At 54.7% G+C, this 18,606-nt stretch carries 17 protein-coding genes and 1 pseudogene; 10 read left to right on the top strand and 8 right to left on the bottom strand.

Annotation, left to right across the window (positions count from 1 at the left end):
- Positions 1 to 320 precede the first annotated feature (320 nt).
- Complete coding sequence (gene wzz(fepE), locus ACMVME_RS14850; protein WP_032670189.1) at positions 321 to 1,445, top strand: LPS O-antigen length regulator Wzz(fepE); 1,125 nt, start codon at positions 321 to 323, stop codon at positions 1,443 to 1,445.
- Positions 1,446 to 1,486: 41 nt separating this feature from the next.
- Here the strand turns inward: wzz(fepE) and ACMVME_RS14845 are convergent, their stop codons facing one another.
- Complete coding sequence (locus ACMVME_RS14845; RefSeq protein WP_044867117.1) at positions 1,487 to 1,810, bottom strand: cupin domain-containing protein; 324 nt, start codon at positions 1,808 to 1,810, stop codon at positions 1,487 to 1,489.
- Positions 1,811 to 1,946: 136 nt separating this feature from the next.
- Here ACMVME_RS14845 and ACMVME_RS14840 point away from each other — a divergent pair, with 136 nt between their 5' ends.
- Positions 1,947 to 2,639, top strand: a complete 693-nt coding sequence (locus ACMVME_RS14840; protein WP_207968525.1) for an aspartate/glutamate racemase — start codon at positions 1,947 to 1,949, stop codon at positions 2,637 to 2,639.
- Here ACMVME_RS14840 and ACMVME_RS14835 read toward each other — a convergent pair.
- On the bottom strand, positions 2,634 to 3,557 hold the full coding sequence (locus ACMVME_RS14835; protein ID WP_014171464.1) for a LysR family transcriptional regulator: 924 nt from the start codon (positions 3,555 to 3,557) through the stop codon (positions 2,634 to 2,636). The genes ACMVME_RS14840 and ACMVME_RS14835 overlap by 6 nt on opposite strands.
- Positions 3,558 to 3,679: 122 nt before the next feature.
- On the opposite strand from ACMVME_RS14835, the gene lysA reads away from it, so the two are divergent.
- Positions 3,680 to 4,942, top strand: coding sequence for a diaminopimelate decarboxylase (gene lysA / locus ACMVME_RS14830; protein ID WP_151887160.1), 1,263 nt, complete (start codon positions 3,680 to 3,682; stop codon positions 4,940 to 4,942).
- On the opposite strand, the gene ACMVME_RS14825 is transcribed toward lysA, so the two are convergent.
- Complete coding sequence (locus tag ACMVME_RS14825; RefSeq protein ID WP_032678896.1) at positions 4,912 to 5,949, bottom strand: LacI family DNA-binding transcriptional regulator; 1,038 nt, start codon at positions 5,947 to 5,949, stop codon at positions 4,912 to 4,914. The two genes, lysA and ACMVME_RS14825, sit on opposite strands and share 31 nt — an antisense overlap.
- A gap of 300 nt (positions 5,950 to 6,249) precedes the next feature.
- On the opposite strand from ACMVME_RS14825, the gene ACMVME_RS14820 reads away from it, so the two are divergent.
- The 4 genes from ACMVME_RS14820 (at position 6,250) to ACMVME_RS14805 (ending at position 10,347) form a co-directional block, all read left to right on the top strand.
- On the top strand, positions 6,250 to 7,575 hold the full coding sequence (locus tag ACMVME_RS14820; RefSeq protein WP_104440341.1) for a PTS sugar transporter subunit IIC: 1,326 nt from the start codon (positions 6,250 to 6,252) through the stop codon (positions 7,573 to 7,575).
- A 7-nt stretch (positions 7,576 to 7,582) separates the two neighbouring features.
- On the top strand, positions 7,583 to 9,010 hold the full coding sequence (locus ACMVME_RS14815) for a glycoside hydrolase family 1 protein (RefSeq protein ID WP_104440410.1): 1,428 nt from the start codon (positions 7,583 to 7,585) through the stop codon (positions 9,008 to 9,010).
- 90 nt (positions 9,011 to 9,100) lie between these two features.
- Positions 9,101 to 9,874 (top strand): GntR family transcriptional regulator, encoded by a 774-nt coding sequence (locus ACMVME_RS14810; protein WP_014171459.1) that lies wholly within the window; start codon positions 9,101 to 9,103, stop codon positions 9,872 to 9,874.
- On the top strand, positions 9,871 to 10,347 hold the full coding sequence (locus ACMVME_RS14805; protein ID WP_063156813.1) for a GNAT family N-acetyltransferase: 477 nt from the start codon (positions 9,871 to 9,873) through the stop codon (positions 10,345 to 10,347). The genes ACMVME_RS14810 and ACMVME_RS14805 overlap by 4 nt, the downstream gene beginning before the upstream one ends.
- On the opposite strand, the gene galR is transcribed toward ACMVME_RS14805, so the two are convergent.
- Positions 10,308 to 11,324 carry an HTH-type transcriptional regulator GalR gene (gene galR / locus ACMVME_RS14800; RefSeq protein WP_020883772.1) on the bottom strand — a complete coding sequence of 339 codons (1,017 nt, stop codon included), beginning with the start codon at positions 11,322 to 11,324 and terminating at the stop codon, positions 10,308 to 10,310. The genes ACMVME_RS14805 and galR overlap by 40 nt on opposite strands.
- Before the next feature lie 424 nt (positions 11,325 to 11,748).
- Between galR and aas the strand changes: the two genes are divergently transcribed.
- Both aas and lplT read left to right on the top strand, forming a co-directional pair.
- Positions 11,749 to 13,908, top strand: a complete 2,160-nt coding sequence (gene aas / locus ACMVME_RS14795; protein WP_020883773.1) for a bifunctional acyl-ACP--phospholipid O-acyltransferase/long-chain-fatty-acid--ACP ligase — start codon at positions 11,749 to 11,751, stop codon at positions 13,906 to 13,908.
- Positions 13,901 to 15,094, top strand: coding sequence for a lysophospholipid transporter LplT (gene lplT / locus ACMVME_RS14790; protein ID WP_025203340.1), 1,194 nt, complete (start codon positions 13,901 to 13,903; stop codon positions 15,092 to 15,094). The genes aas and lplT overlap by 8 nt, the downstream gene beginning before the upstream one ends.
- Before the next feature lie 78 nt (positions 15,095 to 15,172).
- Here lplT and ACMVME_RS14785 read toward each other — a convergent pair whose 3' ends face one another.
- From ACMVME_RS14785 to ACMVME_RS14770, 4 genes and pseudogenes are all read right to left on the bottom strand, one after another.
- The gene (locus tag ACMVME_RS14785) at positions 15,173 to 16,213 is read right to left on the bottom strand and encodes an NADP(H)-dependent aldo-keto reductase (RefSeq protein ID WP_047956049.1); all 1,041 of its coding nucleotides are present in this window, start codon (positions 16,211 to 16,213) and stop codon (positions 15,173 to 15,175) included.
- Positions 16,214 to 16,345: 132 nt separating this feature from the next.
- The gene (locus ACMVME_RS14780; protein WP_020883776.1) at positions 16,346 to 16,564 is read right to left on the bottom strand and encodes a YgdI/YgdR family lipoprotein; all 219 of its coding nucleotides are present in this window, start codon (positions 16,562 to 16,564) and stop codon (positions 16,346 to 16,348) included.
- 128 nt (positions 16,565 to 16,692) lie between these two features.
- On the bottom strand, positions 16,693 to 17,385 hold the full coding sequence (gene mutH, locus ACMVME_RS14775; RefSeq protein WP_032678891.1) for a DNA mismatch repair endonuclease MutH: 693 nt from the start codon (positions 17,383 to 17,385) through the stop codon (positions 16,693 to 16,695).
- Between the two features lie 154 nt (positions 17,386 to 17,539).
- A pseudogene (locus ACMVME_RS14770) lies at positions 17,540 to 17,605 on the bottom strand (hypothetical protein); the annotation flags it as partial.
- 463 nt (positions 17,606 to 18,068) lie between these two features.
- On the opposite strand from ACMVME_RS14770, the gene rppH reads away from it, so the two are divergent.
- Positions 18,069 to 18,599, top strand: coding sequence for an RNA pyrophosphohydrolase (gene rppH / locus ACMVME_RS14765; protein WP_013098553.1), 531 nt, complete (start codon positions 18,069 to 18,071; stop codon positions 18,597 to 18,599).
- The last annotated feature ends 7 nt before the right edge of the window (positions 18,600 to 18,606 follow it).

The raw sequence follows: 18,606 nt of genomic DNA, 5'->3' as shown, positions 1-18,606 counted from the left end.
TATTTTATATTATTGCTATTTGTTTCTGCGTCATTCGCTTAATAGCGGAAATGTGATCAAAGTCGAAACGGTGTTTCAATAAGGTGATGAGGATGGCATTTTTGCGCTATTTCAGGCGTTCAAAGAAGAGAGAGGCGGGCGGGGCGGAAAGAACCGGATGATTAATAAAGACAATACCGTGGAGAAACTAACTACTAATTCTGATAGCAGGTCTACAGCTGGATCATTCTTTCGTTCAGATAATTCTTACTTTCTTGTATCATCGGACCACTGTAACCAATCAGGCAGAAATGGTCTGCACCCTCAAAAGAAGAATGGCTATGTCAGCAATGGATTTCAAAAAAAATACGGATCTCGACTTCCCCCATTACGCGGCCCCGGCAGTCAGTTCCAAAGAAATTGACCTTCTGGGACTGTTAGAAGTTCTTCTGGCGGCAAAAAAACGTATCGTCGTGATTGCCTTCGCATTCGCACTGGTTGGACTGGCCATCGCGTTCTTACTGCCACAAAAATGGACCAGTAAAGCGGTGATCACACCGGCGGAACAGACGCAGTGGAACCCGCTGCGCCAGATGATGGTCGCCCTGCAGGTGCTCGACGTGGACGTGAAAATTACCCGTCCGGACGTGTTTAACCAGTTTATTAAAAAGTTCCAGTCGCAGTCGTTGCTTGAGGAGTACATGAAATCCTCACCTTACGTGATGGCACAGCTGGAAGGCACTGATGTGGATCCGCTTGAGCTGCATCGTGCGGTGGTCAATATCTCCGAAAAGATGAAAGCGGTAGATAACACCCTGGCAAAAGATGCGGATAAAGCGCCGTACGTCTCGTGGACATTGAGCTTCACCGCGCCGACGGCGGGGGATGCGCAAACGGTTCTTAAAGGTTACGTGGATTACATCTCGCAGATTGTTGAGCAGGAAACCATGGAGAATATCCGTAACCAGATCACCCTGAAAACCAAAGTGGTGGAGCAACAGCTGGAGCTGGATCGGGTACGTCTGACGAATGTTCACAACACCAATCTGCAGCGTCTTAACTATTCTCTGGAAGTGGCCAACGCGGCGGGTATCAAAAAGCCGGTCTACAGCAACGGTCAGGCGGTTAAAGACGATCCGGATTATTCCGTTGCGCTCGGTGCCGACGGTATCGCGCAAAAACTGCAGATTGAAAAAAATCTCAAGGACATCGCTGAGCTGAACGCAGACTTCCAGAACCGGGAATACTACCTGGCGCAGCTGAAAAAGCTGTCTGTCGAAGACGTCAAACTTGAACCGTTCAAGTATCAGCTCTCTCCATCCATGCCGGTGAAAAAAGACGGTCCGGGCAAAGCCCTGATTGTGATCCTGGCGGGACTGCTGGGCGGGCTGTTTGCCTGTGGCAGCGTATTACTGCGTGAGGCCATGCTCAGCCGCAATCCTCTGGTCGAGCCTGTAACGGAATAAAAAACGCAGACGAGAAGGGCGCTGTTATCAGCGCCCTTTTTTTATTTCAAAAAATCCTCACGTACCGGCGTGAAGGTATCCAGCAGCTTGCCGGGTTTAAGACACACGCAGCCGTGCATCACATATGGCTTTTTGTAGAGGGTATCCCCGGCTGTCACCACATGTTTTTCATCTCCAATCGTGAACTCAAACTCGCCGGACAGCACATAGGTTAACTGTTCATGAGGATGGTTATGCAGTGGGCCTGTCGCGCCCTGTTCAAAATTCACCTCCACCGCCATCATTTTACCGGCATAGGCAAGAATACGGCGCGTCACGCCGTTCCCCAGATCGTCAAGCGTGGTCTCGTTGTGGAAAATAAACATATCGTCACCCCAGAATGTATTAAAACAATGTTTCATTTAATTTATATCACCATGGGTTAAAAAGAAACGACGTGACAAAGAACTGGAAACACGATCACAAGTTTGCTTCACTGGGATAAACACTTAAGGAGGGATGATGAAAACGATCGGCCTGCTAGGGGGGATGAGCTGGGAATCGACAATCCCCTATTACCGCCTGATTAATGAAGGGGTGAAGCAACGTCTGGGGGGCCTGCATTCTGCCAGCCTGCTGCTGCACAGCGTAGATTTCCATGAAATCGAAGCCTGCCAGTCGAGCGGTGAATGGGATAAAACCGGGGAAATACTGGCCGAGGCCGCGCTGGGGCTGGAGCGTGCGGGAGCAGAGGGGATTTTGCTCTGTACCAACACTATGCATAAAGTCGCGTCCCATATCGAAGCGCGCTGTTCGCTGCCCTTCCTGCACATTGCCGATGCAACCGGGCGGACCATCACCGCAACTGGATTACGTCGTGTGGCGCTGCTGGGAACGCGCTACACCATGGAGCAGGATTTTTACCGCGGTCGGTTGAGCAGCCAGTTTGGCATTGAAAGCCTGATCCCGGATGAGGCTGACCGGGCCCGCATCAACCAGATTATCTTTGATGAACTCTGCCTCGGCACCTTTAGCGAATCATCCCGGGCATATTACGTCAGCGTGATTGAAAAACTCGCGCAGCAGGGGGCGGAAGGGGTGATTTTCGGCTGTACGGAAATCGGTTTACTGGTGCCGGTTGAGCAAAGCCCGATTCCGGTCTTCGATACCGCCGCGATTCATGCCGCCGATGCCGTGGAGTTTATGCTGTCATAAACTTTGCCGATCGGATAAACGAAGCGCCACCTGACGGGCATGGGCTATCAGGTGCTCCGTAAACGCCTCCACCAGTGCTGAGACCGGGCGATGGAGGGGGCGGATCAGGCTCACGGTGAACGGGACTGACAGGCTAAATGGGCGGATGACAATATCGCGCCCGGCGTAATCCAGCGCCGTCAGTGGATTCACCACCGAAACGCCCACCCCGGCGCGCACCATGGCGCAAATGGAGGCCGCACTGTGGGTCTCAACCACCATCCTGCGCTTCACCTGATGCTCGGCAAACAGTGAATCCAGCAGCTGCCGGTAGCTGTCGGTTTGTGACAGGCTAATGTAGTTTTCACCGTGAAAATCCGCTGGCGTCAGAATCTGCTTGCGGGCAAGCGGGTGCCCGGCTGGCAGCACGCACACCTCATCTAAAGAGAGCAGTTCCGTGCGTTCCGTTCCCGCGGGCGTAGAGAGGGTTTCGGTCAGGCCTAAATCATGGCGCTGTGCGGAGAGCCACTCCTCAAGCAGCGGTGACTCCTGCGGGACAATCGTGAGATTCACCTCCGGATATCGGGCCAGAAAAGGCTGGAGCAGCGTCGGCAAAAAAGACTGCGAAAAGACGGGCAGGCAAACAATCGATAGCTCGCCCTGCCGAAACTCGCGCAGGCTTTCCGCCGCACTGACAATGCGATCCAGGCCGTACCATGAGCGCTGCACCTCCTCGAACAGGCGCAGCCCCTGTACCGTCGGGTGAAGCCTGCCGCGGGTGCGTTCGAACAGCTTCAGTCCCAGCACTTTCTCGAATCGCGCCAGCTCGCGGCTGACCGTTGGCTGCGAGGTATGGAGCATCTGCGCAGCCTCGGTGAGGTTGCCCGTGGTCATCACGGCGTGAAAAATCTCGATATGGCGTAAATTGACGGCGGGCATAGGTCACCTGAATACAAAGAACTGTCCATATCATTTTTGCATAGACTCGCGATAAAACGATATTTTTTATTCTCTTCCTGCTGTGGCGTAATCATAAAAAAATGTCACCCCGGAGAAAGACCATGCCACGCCCGCTTAACCAGACTGATACCGATTTGAATGCCGAAAACCTGCTACGCCTGCCTGCCGAGTTTGGCTGTCCGGTGTGGGTCTACGACGCGCAGATTGTTCGCGAGAAGATTGCTGCCCTGCATCAGTTTGACGTGGTGCGTTTTGCCCAGAAGGCGTGCTCCAATATCCACATTCTGCGTCTGATGCGTGAGCAGGGTGTGAAGGTCGACTCCGTCTCCCTGGGGGAGATTGAGCGCGCGCTGGCGGCCGGGTTTGATCCGAAAGCCGATCCTGACGCGATTGTGTTTACCGCCGATGTGATCGACGACGCCACGCTTGCTCGCGTCCATGAGCTACAGGTGCCGGTAAACGCCGGGTCCGTGGATATGCTGGAACAGCTTGGGCAAGTTTCTCCGGGCCACCGCGTCTGGCTGCGCGTGAACCCTGGCTTTGGTCACGGTCATAGCCAAAAAACCAATACCGGCGGCGAAAACAGCAAGCACGGTATCTGGTACGCCGATATGCCCGCTGCCCTGGACGTACTGCAGCGTTACAATCTGAAGCTGGTGGGCATTCATATGCACATCGGCTCCGGTGTGGATTACGCGCACCTTGAGCAGGTTTGTGGCGCAATGGTGCGCCAGGTGATCGAGTCTGGTCAGGATCTGGAGGCGATCTCCGCCGGGGGCGGTCTTTCCATTCCCTACCGTGAAGGGGAAGAGGCGATCGACACCGATCACTATTACGGCCTGTGGAGCGCCGCGCGTGACCAGGTCGCCGCGCATCTTGGTCATGCCGTGAAGCTGGAAATTGAGCCGGGTCGTTTCCTGGTGGCTGAATCCGGTGTGCTGGTGGCGCAGGTTCGCAGCGTGAAAGAGATGGGCTCGCGCCACTTTGTGCTGATTGACGCCGGCTTTAACGATCTGATGCGCCCGTCAATGTACGGCAGCTATCATCACATTTCGGCTCTGGCTGCCGATGGCCGCGATTTAACTCACGCGCCGCGTATCGAGACGGTTGTCGCGGGCCCGCTGTGTGAGTCTGGTGATGTCTTTACCCAGCAGGAAGGGGGGAAAGTGGAAACCCGCGCGCTGCCGGAAGTTAAACCAGGCGACTATCTGGTGCTGCACGATACCGGTGCCTACGGGGCGTCAATGTCCTCAAACTACAACAGCCGCCCGCTGCTGCCAGAAGTGTTGTTTGATAACGGCAAGGCGCGGCTGATCCGCCGCCGCCAGACCATTCAGGAACTGCTGGCGCTGGAACTCGTCTGAGTGAAGTACGGCCCCGTCGTGACCGAGTCGCGTAATACCAGCGTACCGGTGAACGGCGGGATCGCGTCGACCGGTTGGTTTTTTGCCAGCCGGATCGCCTGATCGATAGCTGTAACGATCATATTGTCGATGGGCAGGTAAACCGACGAGAGCGCTGGCTCCAGCCATTTCGCGCATGGGGCATCGTCAAAGCCAAACAGGGAAATATCCTGTGGGATCCGCAGCCCCGCCTGGTGTAACGCCTTGGACGCACCCAGCGCCATATCATCGTTACAGGCAAACAGAGCGCTAAACGCTATACCGTCGGCAATCAGCTCTTTGCAGAGCTCATATCCTCGCGTCATTCCCGCATCGCCATACTTAATCCGCCGCTCGTCCAGACGAATGCCGTGCTTTTCCAGCGCTTTACGGTAGCCCATCAGCCTCGCTTTCCCGGTTGGCGTGTGGATCGGGACGGTGATACAGGCGATCTCCCGGTGGCCCTGGTTGATCAGGTAATCCACTGCCTTAAAGGCGGCATCCTGCTGTTCGAAGAACACGCAGCGATCGGGCGCCTGGCTGACTTCACGGTTGATGACCACCAGCGGGGTTTGCACCGAATGGATCAGCTTCATGATCGCTTTTTCGCTCATGTAGCGGGTGTAAAGCACGATGGCATCGCATTTGCGATCGGCCAGCATTTGTACCGCCTGCTCTTCCTGCTCCGGGGCGTCGTGACCATCCGTGACGATCAGCTGCTTGCCGTGGGTTTCCGTCTGTCGGGAGGCCTGCTGAAGAAGACGACCAAAGTAAAAACCATCAAAGGTAGAGACCACCAGACCAATGCTGTTGCTGGTCTGGTTCGCCAGCGAACGCGCGAGAAAATTCGGGCGGTAGCCCAGCTCTTCCATCGCATTAAACACCTGCTGACGCGTACTCTCTTTAACCTGACCTGTGCCGTTCAGCACGCGCGATACCGTGGCTTTCGACACGCCCGCGCGCAATGAGACATCCAGCATTGTTGCCATTAGACATTCCTGATTCCACGTAACGATCTGCAGTTTAACACAGACCATCCGGTGCATAAGCGATGCGGGAAGGGCAAAACTTCCAGCACGATCACGCTTTTAGGTAACGATCGGTCAGTTCGAAATACAGGGTTTTAAGTGGTATGCCAAAAACGATATAAACCGCATTTTGGAATACCTGTTACGTCGTTGAGAGCTTAATCACAGAACAAAACCCGACATGTAGCTATTTTTGGTATGCCAATAGTATCCGGCTGTACACCTTATCCAATAAAAGCCCTTTTACTGAGGTATTACCCTATGGCATTACAGGAAAAACTGATCGACGCTCTGGGCAGTTTTGCCACAAAATTCAACAGTTATCGCTATATCATGGCGATCAAGTCTGCCTTTATTACCTTAATGCCGGTCATCATCGTTGGGGCATTCTCTGTCTTGATCTCCAATATGGTACTGGATCCGAAAAATGGCCTGGCGAGCTTCCAGTCCCTCTCTTTTCTCGCCACGCTAAAACCCATCACCAGCGCGCTCAATTACGCCACCCTGAATTTCCTTAACATTGGCGCGGTGTTCTTAATCGGCATCGAACTGGGCCGCATCAACGGGATCAAATCGTTATTCCCTGGCCTGCTGGCGGTGATCTGCTTTATCTGCGTGACGCCGACAACCGTCGAGATGGTGGTGGATGGTGAAATGCACGTGGTGAAAGACGTGCTGCTGCGTCAGTTCTCTGATACCCGCAGCCTGTTCCTCGGCATGTTTATCGCGATTCTGTCGGTTGAAATTTACTGCTGGCTGGAAAACCGCAAGGGGCTGAAGATCAGGATGCCGGACACCGTACCGCCAAACGTGGCGGCATCGTTCTCCGCGCTGATCCCGGCGATCATCACCACTACCGCGATTGCCACATTGGGTTTCGTCTTCCATCAACTCACCGGCATGTATCTCTATGACGCGGTCTATCAGGTGGTGCAACAGCCGCTGGAGCGCGTGGTGCAAAGCCTGCCAGGCATTCTGCTGCTGATGTTTGTCGCACAGCTTTTCTGGGTGATTGGTATTCACGGCAACCAGATGATCAAGCCGATCCGCGAGCCGCTGCTGTTAGGCGCCATCACCGTTAATATGAGCGCCTTTGAGCAGGGCAAAGAGGTGCCGAATATCATCACCATGCCGTTCTGGGATGTGTATATGAGCATCGGCGGGTCGGGGCTGACCATCGGCCTGCTGATCGCGGTCATGATTGCCACCAAACGCAAAGAGATGAAAGAGATCGCCAAGCTTTCCATTGGTCCGGGGCTCTTTAACATCAACGAGCCGGTGATCTTCGGCATGCCAATCATGCTTAACCCGATCCTCGCCATTCCTTTCATTATCACGCCGCTGGTGACCGGCTCTATCGGTTACTTTGCCACCGTAACCGGCTTTGCCGGTAAAGCCGTGGTGATGGTGCCGTGGACCACGCCGCCGCTGATCAACGCCTGGCTCTCCACCGCCGGATCGATGGGGGCGGTCATCACTCAGCTTATCTGCATTGTGACTGCCGTCATTATCTACCTGCCGTTTGTGAAGATTGCTTCACGACGTGCCGAACAGGCCGCGCTGCAACAGGCGACCGACAATGCATGAGGATGTGATGACGACAAAACAGATAACCATTCCGCAGGATTTCATTCTGGGCGCGGCCGCGTCAGCCTGGCAAACCGAAGGCTGGTGCGGCAAAAAGGCGGGGCAGGATTCGTGGATCGATCTCTGGTACAAAAACGATCGCCACGTCTGGCACAACGGCTATGGCCCGGCGGTGGCGACCGACTTTATCAACCGCTTTCGCGAGGATGTGGCGCTGATGAAGCAGGCGGGGCTGACGCACTACCGAACCTCGATTAACTGGTCACGTTTTTTAACCGACTATGAAAAAGTGACGGTGGACGAGGAGTACGCCGCCTATTACGACGCGTTGTTCGATGAGATGCACCGTCAGGGTATTGAGCCGATGATCTGCCTCGAGCATTACGAGCTGCCGGGCGTGCTGCTTGACACTTACGGCGGCTGGGCTTCAAAGCAGGTTGTCGACCTGTTTGTCCGCTATGCGGAAAAAGTCTTTGAACGCTACCACGGTAAAGTCACCCGCTGGTTTACCTTCAATGAACCGATCGTGGTACAGACCCGCGTTTATCTCGATGCGCTGCGCTGGCCCTACGAGCAGAATACCGGTAAATGGATGCAGTGGAACCACCATAAGGTTCTGGCGACGGCAAAGGTTGTACAGCTGTTTCGTGCCAAAGGCTACCCTGGCTCGGTGGGTTGTATTCTCAACCCCGAAGTCACCTATCCTCGATCGTGCGCACCGCACGATGTTAACGCCGCAGAGAAGTACGATCTGTTCTATAACCGCGTATTTCTCGATCCGCTGGTGCACGGGCGCTACCCGTCAGAACTGTTTACGCTGCTGGAACAGCATCAGGTGGCGTGGGACTACACCGCAGAAGAGCTGGAACTGATTGCGCAGAACACCGTCGATGAGCTGGGGATAAACCTCTATTACCCGCATCGGGTGAAAGCGCCGTCTCGTGCCTGGCACCCGGAGACACCGTTCCACCCGGCGTACTACTACGAACCGTTCGAACTGCCAGGACGGCGAATGAATAAATCCCGCGGCTGGGAAATCTATCCCCGCATTATCTACGATATGGCGATGCGGATAAAAAATGACTACCGCAATATCGACTGGTTCGTGGCGGAGAGCGGGATGGGCGTGGAGAACGAAGCGCAGTTTCGCAACAGTGACGGGGTCATTGACGACGAGTACCGCATTGCGTTCATTCGCGAGCACCTCTATTACACGCTGCTGGCGCGGGAGGAGGGGGCAAACTGTCATGGCTATATGCTGTGGGCCTTCACGGACAACGTATCGCCGATGAACGCCTTCAAAAACCGCTACGGGCTGATTGAGATCGATCTCGATAACAATCGCGCCAGGCGGGCGAAAAGGTCGGCGAGCTGGTTCCGGCAGCTGCGCGATGCGCGCGTGCTCACGCTCCCGGTCGATGATGAATGGAAGTAAGCGAAAACCATGCTGGTTCTGGTAAAATAGCGCACAAACTGGCCGGGAGGACGCCCGGCCTGCGCATTAACTGAAAAAACAGGTGAAAACGTGGATAAGGCTGTCATCCTGCCGGAAAAAAAACAGTACCAGGAAATTGGCGAGGATTTACGGGCGCAAATTATCCAGGGGCACTATCCCGTAGGTTCCCGTCTGCCGCCCGAGCGAAATATTGCTGAGAAGTACGGTGTAAGTCGTACCATCGTGCGTGAGGCATTGCTGATGCTGGAGCTGCAGGGCACGGTGGATATCCGCCAGGGGTCTGGCGTTTATGTGATGCGCATTCCTGAAGAACACGAAAACGAAGAAGAACGTTTTCTGAACAGCGACGTCGGCCCCTTTGAGATCCTGCAGGCGCGCCAGCTCCTCGAAAGCAACATCGCCGCGTTTGCTGCCAAAATGGCGACACGCGCAGACATCGACAATCTGCGCCGTATTATTGAGCAGGAGCAGCGCGCCATTGCCGCCAACGATAACAGCCAGGACAACAATAAAATGTTTCACCTGGTGCTGGCGGGGGCAACGCAAAACCAGATGCTGCTGGCAACGGTAGAAAGTATCTGGCACCACATGGACAGCAGCCCGCTGTGGCAGCAATTCAATGGGCATATCGCCAGCCGTGCATACCGCCTGAAATGGCTGGGCGACAGGCAAACTATCCTCGCGGCGCTGCGTCGTCGTGACGTGATGGGTGCCTGGCAGGCGATGTTCCAGCATCTGGAAAATGTGAAAAAGAGTTTACTTGAACTCTCCGATGAAGATGCGCCGGATTTTGACGGTTATCTTTTTGAATCTGTGCCCGTGTTTCAGGGGAAGCTGGTGTGACTATTCTGCCTCTCTATGCCGCGCCTCAGTATGCGGAACAGGTAACTGACTGGATCTGGCAGGCGTTCGGTGACGGGCTTACGCGGGCGTTTTTCCAGAGCATCGTTGAACACAGCCAGACGCCGGGCGCGTTACCGTTGACCTTTATTGCTCTGAAGGGCGAACAGCTTCTGGGTACGGTCGGGATCTGGCGCTGCGATTTAATCACCCGACAGGATCTTTGTCCGTGGCTGGCTGCGCTTTACGTTGATGAAGCGGCGCGTGGTAACGGACTGGCGGGAAAACTGCAGCAGCATGTTATCGCCTATGCCGCACAGGCCGGGTATCACGAACTGCATCTGTGGTCTGCCTGCCGCGACTTCTACGAACGTTACGGCTGGCAGTACATTGGCGATGCGCTCGAATACCCGAACAAAACGGTACATCTGTATCGCTATTCCTCTCCCGCTTCTGCTGGCGAACCTACGGAGTGACGGCGGACTAAGGTGGGGCTGAACAGGTGGGTGATATCCGGTGGCTGGCGTTGTTCGGCCAGCGCCAGTGCCAGCTCCGCAGCCTGCGTTGCCATTGTGATAATCGGGTAACGTACGGTGGTCAGGCGCGGACGCACGTAGCGGGACACCAGCACATCATCGAAGCCAATGAGTGAAATTTCTCCCGGCACCTCGATTCCGTTGTCATTTAACACCCCCATTGCCCCGGCGGCCATCGAGTCGTTATAGCTGGCAACCGCCGTGAAATTCCGTCCACGTCCCAGCAGCTCTGTCATTGCCTGTTCGCCGCCACTCTCATCCGGCTCGCCGTAGGCCACCAGCCGGTCATTACACGGCAAGCCGTTTTCGCGCAGGGCATCGTAGTAGCCCTGCAGGCGATCTTCAGCATCGGAAATCGGGTGATTGGAGCAGAGATAACCAATGCGGGTATGGCCCTGCTGAATCAAATGGCGGGTAGCAAGCCAGGCGCCGTACCGGTCGTCGAGTGCCACGCAGCGTTTCTCAAAACCGGGAATAATTCGATTGATGATCACCATGCCGGGGATCTGCTTCATCAGATGAATGAGTTCAGCATCGGGGATCATTTTGGCGTGAACAACCAGCGCAGCGCAGCGGTGGCGCATCAGCTGTTCGATAGCCTGGCGTTCTTTTTGTTCGTTGTGATAGCCATTGCCGATCAGCAGAAAATTGCCGGTCTGATAAGAAACCTGTTCAACCGCTTTTACCATGGCGCCGAAAAACGGATCAGACACATCGCCCACCACCAGTCCGATGGTTTCAGTAGACTGTTGGGCAAGGGCGCGGGCGTTGGCATTCGGATGATAATTCAATGATTCCATGGCGTTTTGCACCGCCTGGCGTGATGCGTCACTGGCTTTAGGGGAGTCGTTAATCACGCGCGAGACGGTCGCCACGGAAACACCAGCCAGACGGGCCACATCCTTTATTGTCGCCATTACATACCTTCTTAGTGGGGGTAAGCGTTTACACACGAAATAGTGTTGCGGAAAAGCGCCCTGCATTCAAGGGGCGCGGGGGTTCGCCCTCCACAAACGTGACGCAGCACAACCCTGGCCGTGTAATCGTTACACGGCCAGTCATGTCTGAATAATGTCAATCTGAACCTTTAGTTACACTTTGCCTCAGGCTGTTGCGATTGTCCGATGGCGAGGATGAGGGGGAGATTGATAGAGTCGAGATCCCAGAGGTATTGATTGGTGAGAATTCTTAGTACGGTTTCGTACTCTTCTCTTGCACCAACCTGCGCGGATGCGCAGGTTTTTTTTCGCCTCAACTTTGCAGTCGCTCCCGTATCACTTCTCGTGTAATCTGCCACCATTTACTATCAACCCTTCACACTGGCTGGCAAAGGGAGTTGAGATGCTTTTTGGGTTCTTCCGTACACTCTTCCGTATTCTCTTTCGCATTCGCGTCACTGGCGATGCTCAGGCGCTTCGCGGCGAACGCGTTCTTATCACACCAAACCATGTTTCCTTTATCGACGGCATTCTGCTGGCGCTATTTCTGCCCGTGCGTCCGGTGTTTGCGGTTTATACCTCCATCAGCCAGCAGTGGTACATGCGCTGGCTCACGCCGCTGATTGATTTTGTGCCGCTCGACCCGACCAAACCGATGATGATTAAACATCTGGTGCGTCTGGTGGAGCAGGGGCGTCCGGTGGTTATTTTCCCGGAAGGGCGCATCTCGGTGACCGGTTCACTGATGAAAATCTACGACGGCGCCGGGTTTGTCGCGGCGAAGTCAAAAGCAACCGTGGTGCCACTGCGTATTGAAGGGGCGGAGCGCTCCTATTTCAGCCGTCTGAAAGGGTTGGTAAAGCAGCGCGTGTTCCCAAAAATTACGTTGCATATCCTGCCGCCAACGTCGTTACCGATGCCTGACGCGCCCCGTGCACGCGATCGCCGTAAAATTGCCGGAGAGATGCTGCACCAGATTATGATGGAAGCGCGTATGGCGGTTCGCCCGCGCGAGACGCTGTATGAATCCCTGCTGTCGGCACAGCACCGCTACGGCGCGAAGAAAAACTGCATCGAAGACATCAACTTTACCCCGGATACCTATCGCAAGCTGCTGACCAAAACATTGTTCGTGGGCCGTATTCTTGAGAAGTACAGTCAGCAGGGCGAAAAGATTGGCCTGATGCTGCCCAACGCAGGCATCAGTGCGGCGGTGATTTTTGGAGCCGTTTCCCGTGGCCGTATTCCGGCGATGATGAACTACACGGCGGGCGTGAAAGGGCTGACCAGCGCCATCACGGCAGCGCAAATCAAAACCGTCTTTACCTCCCGCCAGTTCCTCGACAAAGGCAAACTGTGGCATCTTCCTGAACAGCTTACCCAGGTACGCTGGGTCTTCCTGGAAGATCTTAAAGCGGACGTGACGACAGGCGACAAACTGTGGATTTTTGCTCATCTGCTGATGCCGCGTCTGGCCCAGGTGAAACAGCAGCCGGAAGACGACGCGATTATCCTCTTCACCTCTGGCTCTGAAGGCAACCCGAAAGGCGTCGTCCACAGTCACAAGAGTATTCTGGCGAACGTTGAGCAGATCAAAAGCATTGCCGACTTTACCGCGAAAGACCGGTTTATGTCAGCGCTGCCGCTGTTCCACTCGTTTGGTCTGACGGTGGGGCTTTTCACGCCGCTGCTGACCGGTGCCGAAGTCTTCCTTTATCCAAGCCCGTTGCATTACCGCATTGTGCCGGAGCTGGTGTATGACCGTAACTGTACCGTGTTGTTTGGAACCTCAACCTTCCTCGGGAACTACGCGCGTTTCGCCAATCCGTATGACTTCTTCCGCGTGCGCTACGTGGTTGCTGGCGCGGAAAAACTGCAGGAGAGCACGCGACAGATCTGGCAGGACAAATTTGGTTTGCGCATCCTCGAGGGGTATGGCGTGACAGAGTGTGCGCCGGTGGTCTCTATCAACGTGCCAATGGCGGCGAAACCGGGGACAGTAGGCCGAATTCTGCCTGGGCTGGATGCTCGTCTGCTGGCGGTGCCTGGTATTGAAGACGGCGGCCGTCTGCAGCTGAAAGGGCCAAACGTGATGAACGGCTATCTGCGCGTGGAAAACCCCGGCGTGCTGGAAGCACCGACCGCAGAAAACGTTAATGGCGAGATTGAAACGGGCTGGTACGACACCGGCGATATTGTACGTTTCGATGAGCAAGGCTTTGTGCAGATCCAGGGGCGTGCAAAACGCTTTGCCAAGATTGCGGGTGAAATGGTCTCGCTTGAGATGGTTGAACAGCTGGCATCGGGCGTCTCCGCCGACAAGATGCATGCCACGGTTGTGAAGAGTGATGCAAGTAAAGGCGAGGCGCTGGTGCTGTTCACCACCGACAGCGAGCTTAAGCGCGACCAGTTACTGAGCTATGCCCGCGAGCACGGCATTCCGGAGCTGGCGGTACCTCGTGATATTCGCTACCTGAAACAGCTTCCGGTGCTCGGCAGCGGTAAGCCCGACTTCGTGACCCTCAAGGGCATGGTTGAACAGGCGGAACAACATAATGCGTGAGTCAGTACACACTAACACCTCTCTGCGCTCAAAAGGCATGATGGCGGTGATTGCCGCCCAGTTCCTTTCCGCCTTTGGCGATAACGCGCTGCTGTTTGCCACGCTGGCACTGCTCAAGGCTGAGTTTTACCCCGACTGGAGTCAGCCGGTTCTGCAGATGGTGTTTGTGGGCGCTTACATTATCTTTGCACCGTTTGTCGGACAGGTTGCGGACAGCTTCCCGAAAGGCCGGGTAATGATGTTTGCCAACGGCCTGAAACTGCTGGGAGCCGCCAGCATTTGTTTTGGTTTCAATCCGTTTATTGGCTATACGCTGGTCGGCATTGGTGCCGCAGCCTACTCCCCGGCGAAGTATGGCATCCTCGGGGAGCTGACCACCGGTGATAAGCTGGTGAAAGCCAATGGGCTGATGGAGTCCTCCACCATTGCGGCAATCCTGCTTGGCTCCGTCGCAGGCGGTGTCCTCGCTGACTGGCACGTGCTGGCGGCCCTCGGCGTGTGTGCCGTGGTGTACGGTGGCGCGGTAGTCGCTAACCTGTTTATTCCGAAACTGCCGGTGGCGCGTCCGGGGCAATCCTGGCGCTTTAAGCCGATGACCGGCAGCTTCTTCAATGCCTGCCGCGTACTGTGGCGTAACGGTGAAACGCGATTCTCTCTGATGGGCACCAGCATGTTCTGGGGCGCTGGCGTTACGCTGCGCTTCCTGCTGGTGCTGTGGGTGCCGGTGGCGCTGGGGATCACGGACAACGCGACGCCAACCTACCTTAATGCGATGGTGGCGATCGGGATTGTGGTGGGCGCGGGGGCAGCGGCAAAACTGGTGACGCTCGACACCGTTGCTCGCTGCATGCCGGCAGGGATACTGATTGGCGTTGCGGTGCTTTTTTTCGCGCTGCAACACGCGTTATTGCCAGCCTACGTACTGCTGATCCTGATTGGTATTCTGGGAGGCTTCTTCGTGGTGCCACTGAATGCGCTATTACAGGAGCGTGGCAAGCAGACGGTCGGGGCGGGCAATGCTATTGCGGTGCAAAACCTCGGTGAAAACCTGGCGATGCTGCTGATGCTGGGCCTGTATTCGCTGGCGGTTAAAGCCGGTGCGCCTGTGGTAGGGATTGGCGTCGGGTTCGGTGGATTGTTCGCGTTGGCGATTGCCGGCTTGTGGGTCTGGCAGCGCCGCCGCTGATTCGGGTCGTCTTCAGCGCCTTTTCACAAGCGGGTGCAAACATTAAAAACGGCAACAGAGGTTGCCGTTTTGCTTTTTTTACGGTGCCGGATAGGTATAAACCTGATGCACCGCGTCAATCTCCGCCAGCACGTCCTCGCTCAGGTCCAGATGGAAACTCTCAATGTTGGTTTTCAACTGTTCCATCGTCGTTGCGCCCAGCAGGGTGCTGGCCACAAACGGCTGACGGCGTACGAAGGCCAGTGCCATCTGGGCAGGATCGAGCCCGTGGCGCTTCGCAATATCAACGTAGGCCGCGACGGCTTTCTGCGTCTGCTCGCCGCTATAGCGGGTAAAGCGGCTGAAGAGCGTATTACGCGCGCCGGCTGGCTTCGCACCGTTCAGGTATTTACCCGTCAGCGTACCAAAGCCCAGGCAGGAATAGGCGAGCAGCTCAACCTCTTCATATTGCGTCACTTCGGCCAGACCCACTTCGTAACTGCGGTTGAGCAGGCTGTAGGGGTTCTGGATGGTGACAATGCGCGGCAGATCGTGTTTATCAGCCAGGTGCAGGTAGCGCATAACGCCAAAAGCCGTTTCGTTAGACACGCCGATGTAGCGGATTTTGCCCGCTCGCTGGCATTCGGTCAGTGCTTCCAGCGTTTCAAGCAGCGTAACGGCGGGAGCACTTTCGTTCCAGCTGTAGCCGAGCTTACCAAAGCAGTTGGTTGGACGCTGCGGCCAGTGTACCTGGTAGAGATCAAGATAATCGGTTTGCAGACGCTTCAGGCTGGCATCCAGCGCGGCACGGATATTCTTGCGATCGAGGATCTGGTTTGGGCGGATCCCGGCATCGCTGTTACGCGCAGGGCCGCTGACTTTCGAGGCGACAACCAGTTTTTCGCGATTGCCGCGTTTTGCCAGCCAGTTGCCGACGTAGGTTTCGGTAAGCCCCTGCGTTTCCGGGCGTGGAGGAACAGGGTACATCTCTGCGACATCAATCAGGTTAATGCCCTGGCTGACGGCATAATCGAGTTGTGCATGGGCATCGGCTTCGCTGTTTTGTTCACCAAATGTCATCGTGCCCAACCCCAGTTGGCTTATCTCCAGAGAGCTGTGGGGGATACGGTGATAATGCATAGCCGGCTTCCTTCAATAGACATGTAGACCGCGTCAGGAACCTCCCGACAAAGGAATATAAACATGGCAGAGGGGAAGCAAAAGGGGAAGAAAAAAATCAAAAAGGCCAGCAAGGTACTGACCTCTCTCTGTTTATCGCTCGATAATTTGCGAGACTTCGTCGCGATTGATCTGCATTTTATTCCCGGACTGATCGCGATAGCTGACCAGGCCGGTGTCATCATCGACTTCCGGCTTGCCGTCTGTCAGGATCATCCGGCCATCTTTTGTCGCCATCACGTAATCGCTGCTACAGCCCGATACTGCAAACGCTAATCCGACTGCTGAAATTAACACTGCCCATTTTTTCATCGTTATCGTCCTCACCTGGCTCGTATCAAATCATAGTGTAGTAATAACCCGATATTTCGACAGGAGGAAGCGGTAAAATCTTAAAAACCAGGTGATTATGTTTGAGAGCTCTCAAAATAAGTAAAAAACTACGTTTTGAGTAAGAAATGGCGAGCAAGGAGCGCCCCGGTAAAGTTCTTTTTGAGATAAAAACCACGTGGCAATGTCAGTATCGGCTCGCCCCGGGCACCGATTGCTTCCGTGAGCGCTTTACTGTTCGCCGCCTTTGGCCGCAGCTGTAACACCTCTCCGTGTCGGGCGGTGATGCGCTCAACCTGACCGAGGACAATCATATCCATCAGCTCTTCCCAGTCCAGACGCAGCTGATGCTCTTCATCTTCATCCGGACTCCACAGCAGCGGTGCGCCAACCCGGCGTTCAGCCAGCGGGATCTGACGTTCTCCTTCTACGGGGACCCAAAGCACGCGCTTCAGTTTATGGCGAACGTGACTGGTTTCCCACGTCACACCAGTATTCCCGGTTAACGGTGCAACGCAGACAAATGTCGTTTCCAGGGGCTTCCCAAGGCTATCGATGGGAATGGTTTTTAACTCTACGCCCAGGGCGGCGAAATCCTGCTCCGGTTTACTCCCTGCGCTTGCACCCAACCACAGCTCCAGCAGCATGCCGATCCAGCCTTTATCCCGCTTCAGATCCTGAGGGATCGGCAGGCCAGCCATTGCCGCCAGCTCGCCAAGCGAAAAGCCAGCCAGACGCTGCGCCTGCTGTAGCAACTGGGTTTCGCTGGACGGCGGTGAAAGCAAGGGTAAAAGCGAATGCATGAAGGTAACCTTTTGATTAAAAAATACACTAAGAAATTGTCCCCTGTGGATAGAGTTTAACTTTTTCTGTACGAATATGCCATGTGTATGATTTATAGGTTTTTTTAGCACGCTAAAAATGGATGGCGAAGGACAAAAATTCGGTTGTTCAATTCTGGTCACTGACAATGAACAGGATCTTACACCATGTTATCCACAGAAAAGTGGGATAACTGGGCATAACCCTGACTACTGTTTCAATTTACAGCCTTGACGTGGGACGAAAATCCAATTTTCAAACAAATTGTGCCTAACTTATTGGCACAATCTGTGGATAAAACCGACGCTGTTCGATCTTTCATCAGCACAACGATCCCTGATGTGATGATCGTCACGCTTAAGCGGTGTGGGTCGGTTTTATTACGATTAACTTTATGAAAATAATGATTTTATTTTTTATTGGTAATGGAGGGAGATTGACGGCGGCTGAGGTTGTTCATCGGTAATCAGACACTTCTTCACAACTATATCCACAGAAAAGGTGAATAAAATTCCCCTCAGAGCTGCTCATCTGTTTATAACTCTGCCTGTATTTGTGAGTTATTCAAATGTTATTAGGTTGCAGCCCTGTAAGAGAGTGGTTTACCGCCTCCCTGTAGTGTGAAACAATCATTCATATATAAGGTTTAGTTTGGGGTAGTCCGGTGATTGATGACGATGGCTACCGCCCGAACGTAGGAATAGTAATTTGTAATCGTCAGGGCCAGGTGATGTGGGCCCGTCGATATGGTCAGCACTCCTGGCAGTTCCCGCAAGGCGGGATCAACCCGGGAGAGTCCCCAGAACAAGCGATGTACCGGGAGCTGTTTGAAGAGGTTGGTTTAAGCCGAAAAGATGTTCGCATCCTGGCTTCGACCCGCAACTGGTTGCGTTACAAGTTACCGAAACGTTTGGTGCGTTGGGACACAAAGCCGGTTTGTATCGGCCAGAAACAAAAATGGTTTCTACTGCAGTTGGTGGGCAACGATTCAGATATCAATATGCAAACCAGCAGTACGCCGGAGTTTGATGGCTGGCGTTGGGTGAGCTATTGGTATCCTGTTCGTCAGGTCGTGTCATTTAAACGCGATGTTTACCGTAGGGTGATGAAAGAGTTCGCAAGTGTTGTTATGCAGCTTCAGGAGATCCCGCCTAAGCCGCAGAGCGCACCTGCCTGGCGACGTAAAAGAGGTTAAGCTACGC

Origin of the sequence: Enterobacter cloacae complex sp. 2024EL-00711, from assembly GCF_047529885.1 — a bacterium.
GTDB classification, from domain to species: Bacteria; Pseudomonadota; Gammaproteobacteria; order Enterobacterales; family Enterobacteriaceae; genus Enterobacter; species Enterobacter ludwigii.
This window is presented reverse-complemented; position numbering and strand designations above follow the sequence as displayed.

Coding starts and splice junctions, on each gene's coding strand:
- ACMVME_RS14845 (WP_044867117.1), bottom strand. CDS start 1,810: ATGTTTATTTTCCACAACGAGACCACGCTTGACGATCTGGGGAACGGC.
- ACMVME_RS14840 (WP_207968525.1), top strand. CDS start 1,947: ATGAAAACGATCGGCCTGCTAGGGGGGATGAGCTGGGAATCGACAATC.
- ACMVME_RS14835 (WP_014171464.1), bottom strand. CDS start 3,557: ATGCCCGCCGTCAATTTACGCCATATCGAGATTTTTCACGCCGTGATG.
- lysA (WP_151887160.1), top strand. CDS start 3,680: ATGCCACGCCCGCTTAACCAGACTGATACCGATTTGAATGCCGAAAAC.
- ACMVME_RS14825 (WP_032678896.1), bottom strand. CDS start 5,949: ATGGCAACAATGCTGGATGTCTCATTGCGCGCGGGCGTGTCGAAAGCC.
- ACMVME_RS14820 (WP_104440341.1), top strand. CDS start 6,250: ATGGCATTACAGGAAAAACTGATCGACGCTCTGGGCAGTTTTGCCACA.
- ACMVME_RS14815 (WP_104440410.1), top strand. CDS start 7,583: ATGACGACAAAACAGATAACCATTCCGCAGGATTTCATTCTGGGCGCG.
- galR (WP_020883772.1), bottom strand. CDS start 11,324: ATGGCGACAATAAAGGATGTGGCCCGTCTGGCTGGTGTTTCCGTGGCG.
- aas (WP_020883773.1), top strand. CDS start 11,749: ATGCTTTTTGGGTTCTTCCGTACACTCTTCCGTATTCTCTTTCGCATT.
- lplT (WP_025203340.1), top strand. CDS start 13,901: ATGCGTGAGTCAGTACACACTAACACCTCTCTGCGCTCAAAAGGCATG.
- ACMVME_RS14785 (WP_047956049.1), bottom strand. CDS start 16,213: ATGCATTATCACCGTATCCCCCACAGCTCTCTGGAGATAAGCCAACTG.
- ACMVME_RS14780 (WP_020883776.1), bottom strand. CDS start 16,564: ATGAAAAAATGGGCAGTGTTAATTTCAGCAGTCGGATTAGCGTTTGCA.
- mutH (WP_032678891.1), bottom strand. CDS start 17,385: ATGCATTCGCTTTTACCCTTGCTTTCACCGCCGTCCAGCGAAACCCAG.